The organism is Actinomadura sp. KC216 (genome assembly GCF_004348535.1).
Lineage (GTDB): Bacteria > Actinomycetota > Actinomycetes > Streptosporangiales > Streptosporangiaceae > Spirillospora.
On the sequence record NZ_SMJX01000491.1, the window covers coordinates 1 to 4,289 of the forward strand.

The 4,289-nt window shown below is 71.5% G+C and carries 2 protein-coding genes and 1 pseudogene; 1 reads left to right on the plus strand and 2 read right to left on the minus strand.

The genetic code is table 11. The features are described from left to right. Positions 1–349: 349 nt before the first annotated feature. Together E1264_RS40695 and E1264_RS40700 are read right to left on the minus strand one after the other, a co-directional pair. Positions 350–1,639: an adenosylmethionine--8-amino-7-oxononanoate transaminase gene (locus E1264_RS40695; RefSeq protein WP_132182609.1), complete on the minus strand. Its 1,290-nt coding sequence runs from the start codon at positions 1,637–1,639 to the stop codon at positions 350–352. A gap of 323 nt (positions 1,640–1,962) precedes the next feature. After that, positions 1,963–3,402, minus strand: a pseudogene (locus tag E1264_RS40700) (CCA tRNA nucleotidyltransferase); the annotation flags it as partial. Positions 3,403–3,782: 380 nt separating this feature from the next. Between E1264_RS40700 and E1264_RS40705 the strand changes: the two are divergent. After that, on the plus strand, positions 3,783–4,289 hold a 507-nt coding region (locus E1264_RS40705; protein ID WP_132182611.1), incomplete at its 3' end, for a YbaK/EbsC family protein.

A 4,289-nucleotide genomic window follows, 5' to 3' on the forward strand; every position in this document is an offset into this window, starting at 1 on the left:
CCACCGCCCCGCCCACGCCCTCCACTAACGCCCACGCACCGTTTCGTCGTAGGCACATGCTGTAGTCGTGCCATGACCGAACGCCGCATCATGGAGCCGCAGGCGCGGATGCCTCGCGGACCACCCGGGGCAGGTTTTAGAACGTCACAGCCACCCGCTGATCGCGGCCATCTGGCGTATGGCCTGGTAGCGGAGGGCGAGTTCGTCGTACCTGGTCACTCCCGCGCGCCGCCGGTGACCGCCTGGTCGTCCGGCACCGGGTGGTGGCGAGGGGTGCCGCGCCGCTGATGGCCCGGATCGCCGGCGAGGAGCTGCGTCCTGTCGGCGCGTATCCGCTCTCGGCCCGGCTCTAGAGGGACTCGGCGATGGCGTTGAGCGCGTCGGCGATGTGGTGGACCTCGTCGTCCGTGCAGACGTACGGCGGCATCGTGTAGATCAGCTTGCCGAACGGGCGAAGCCAGACGCCGTGCGCCATGGCGATCTCCTGGACGGACGTGACGTCCACCGGCTCGCGCGCCTCCACCACCCCGATCGCGCCGAGGACGCGGACGTCCGCCACGCCCTTGAGACCGGCGGCACCGCGCAGTTCGCTGGTCAGGATCGCCTCGATCGTGTCGACCTCGTCCCGCCAGTCGCGCGTCACCAGCAGGTCGATGGACGCGGACGCGACCGCGGCGGCCAGCGGGTTCGCCATGTACGTCGGCCCGTGCATGAGGACGCCCGCCTCCCCCGACGTGATCCCGTGCGCGACGCGGTCGGTGCAGAGGGTGGCGGCCATGGTCATGTAGCCGCCGGTGAGGGCCTTGCCGAGGCACATGATGTCCGGGACGACCTCGGCATGGTCGCAGCCCCACAGCTCACCGGTCCGGCCGAACCCGGTGGCGATCTCGTCCAGGACGAGCAGCAGCCCGTGCTCGTCGGCGATGTCCCTTAGCGCCCTCAGGTACTCGGGCGCGTAGAAGCGCATGCCGCCCGCGCCCTGCACGACGGGCTCGACGATGATCCCGGCGAGCTCGTCCACGTGCTCCGCGGCCAGCCGCGACAGCCCGTCCAGGTACTCGGCGTCGGGTTCGGCGGAGTACCCGAGCGGGGGCGGCGGCGCGAACACGTGCCGGGCGAGGACGTCGCTGAACAGGTGGTGCATGCCGTTCACCGGGTCGCAGACGGCCATGTCCCCGAACGTGTCGCCGTGGTAGCCCCCGCGCACGGTCAGCAGCCGGTGCCGCTCGGGCCGTCCCTGCGACCGCCAGTACTGCATCGCCATCTTGATCGCGACCTCGACCGCGACGGACCCGGAGTCGGCGAAGAACACCTTCGTCAGCGGCTCCGGCGTGATCTCGACGAGCCGCTCCGCGAGCCGCACGGCCGGCGGATGGGTGAGCCCGCCGAACATCACGTGCGCCATCTTGCCGAGCTGCCCGGTCACCGCCGCGTTCAGCTTCGGGTGGTTGTAGCCGTGCACGGCCGCCCACCACGACGACATACCGTCGATCAGCTCGGTGCCGTCCGCCAGCGTCAGCCGCACCCCGTCCGCCGACACCACCGGCTGCACCGGCGCGGTCGCGGGCATCGGCGCGTACGGATGCCAGATGTGCTCACGATCGAACTCCAGCATCCGCTCGGTCGCCTGCGGGCTCATCCGCCCAAGCTGCAACGAGACCATTACCCTCGCCCCCCGTTCTCAGAGCCCGCACCACCGCCAGCCCCGCCCGGGCCCTCGGAGGAAGCCTCGCCAGGTGCGGCGCCCCGGGCCGCTTCGCCGTCGGACGCATCGCCCGCACGCGCCGGCCCCTCAGAGGAAGCGGTCCCAGAGTCCTTGCCCTCGGACTGTGCGTGAGTAGGCGAGCCCCCGTCCGGCGCGCCGTCGGGTGCTCCTTGGGGCGCGTTGCCCTCGGGCGGGTCGGCCTTCGGTCGTTCTTCGCGTGCGGAGGACTCCGGCTCGGAAGAGGTGTCGGCGGGGAGGATGCCTTCGGTGGCGGCCCACCGGCGGAGTTCGGTGGCGGCGGCTTCCTTCCCGATCATGCCGCGGTCCAGGCGGAGGTCGAGGAGGAAGCGGTACGCCTTGCCGACGAGCGGGCCGGGGGTGATGCCGAGGATGTCCTGGATCTCGTTCCCGTCCAGCTCCGGGCGGATCGCGGCCAGTTCCTCCTCCTCCGCCAGGCGCTCGATCCGGACCTCGAGGTCGTCGTAGGTGCGGCGGAGCCGGTCGGCCTTGCGCTTGTTGCGGGTCGTGCAGTCGGCGCGGGTCAGCTTGTGGAGGCGGGTGAGCAGCGGCCCGGCGTCGCGGACGTAGCGGCGGACGGCCGAGTCGGTCCACTCGCCGGTGCCGTAGCCGTGGAACCGCAGGTGCAGCTCGACCAGCCGCGACACGTCCGCGATGACGTCCTTCGAGTACCGCAGCGCGGTCAGCCGCTTGCGGGTCATCTTCGCGCCGACGACCTCGTGGTGGTGGAACGACACCCGCCCGCCCGGCTCGAACCGGCGGGTGCGCGGCTTGCCGATGTCGTGCAGGAGGGCGGCGAGGCGCAGCACGAGATCGGGCCCTTCCTTCTCCTGCGCGATGGCCTGCTCCAGGACGATCAGCGAGTGCTCGTAGACGTCCTTGTGCCGGTGATGCTCGTCGATCTCCAGCCGCAGCTTCGGCAGCTCGGGCAAGACGTGCGCGGCGAGCCCCGTGTCGACGAGCAGCGCGAGGCCCTGCCGCGGGTACCGGCCGCAGATCAGCTTGGACAGCTCGTCGCGGACCCGCTCGGCCGAGACGATCTCGATCCGGCCCGCCATGTCCTTCATCGCCTGGACGACGTCCGGCGCGACCGTGAAGCCGAGCTGGGAGGCGAACCGCGCCGCGCGCATCATGCGGAGCGGGTCGTCGCTGAAGGAGTCTTCGGGGCGGCCGGGGGTGCGCAGCACCTTGCGCTGCAGGTCGACGAGACCGCCGAACGGGTCGACGAACTCGTGCCCGGGCAGCCGCGCCGCCATCGCGTTGACGGCGAAGTCGCGGCGGCGCAGGTCCTCGACGAGGGACGTCCCGTACGACACGTCCGGCTTGCGCGACTTCGGGTCGTAGGACTCGCTGCGGTACGTCGTGATCTCCAGCTCGACGCCGTCCTTGCGGAGCCCGACCGTGCCGAACTCGATCCCGATCGTCCAGTGCGCGTCCGCCCAGCCGCGGATGAGCTCCAGGGTGCGCTCGGGCGGCGCGTCGGTGGTGAGGTCGAGGTCCTTGGTCGGACGGCGCAGCAGCGCGTCCCGGACGGGACCGCCGACCAGCGCCAGTTCGTGACCGGCCGCCGCGAACAGGGCACCGAGGTCATCGGCGACGGGCGCGATCCGGCGCAGCAGCTCGGCGATCGCGGTGCGCCGCGAGGCATCGGAGGTCACGTTCTGGTTGGGCACGGCCATCGAGCGTATTTCCTTGGTTGACGGGCTGACAAAGGACTTTCTGGCGATCAGCGGGGGGCGGCACGGAGTCCTTGCGGGGACAAGGCAGGGCGAGACCCTTCACATGCGGCGATCCCCGAGTTACGTTCTGGGCACCCCGATGACGCCAGCGCGACCGCCGGTGAGCCTCCCGCACGACAACGGTAGCGGGATCCCCAAGGGCCACGGCCCGCCGCACATGCGGCAGGGCGCATCGGGAGGTTTGCGCGATGCCCGCATGGTTGATCCGGACGTCTCGGGTATATGGGGCTACCCCACTATCTCGCAGAGTGCACAGCACGGGGCGACGAAACCAGTTCCGGGGGTGAGCGGGGAGAGAACCCCGCGGGATGGAGCCGATCATGAAGGACGCTCTCACCATCCACCGCGCGCTCCTCGAAGGGGAGGCCGTGCACGAGATCGTGCGGCTGCCCGTCGCGCTGGCCCATGCCGACGAGCTCCCCAAGGCGCTCGGGCTCCCCGCGGACCGCTGCCTGGTGACATGCGTCTACTCCTGCGACGGCGGCCGGGACGGGAGGCGCCCGTTCCTGGCCGGTGTGATCGTCCCGGCGGGTGAGCGGCCGCCGATGGACGCCGTCCGTCGCTCGGTCGGTGCGGACACCGTCCGTCCGGCCCACGCGAACGCCGTCAACGCCGCCACCGAGTACGCGGCGGGCCTCGTCTGCCCGCTGCTGCTGCCGGACGACATGCCGCTCCTCATCGACCAGCGCATCGTGGACGGCCTCCCCGCCGACGACGTCGTCTACACCGCGACCGGCGAGGCGTCGACCGCGCTCGGCATCCGAGGCCGCACGCTGTACGCCTTGTGCCGGGCGACACCGGCCGACCTGTTCGAGTCCCCGTCCGCC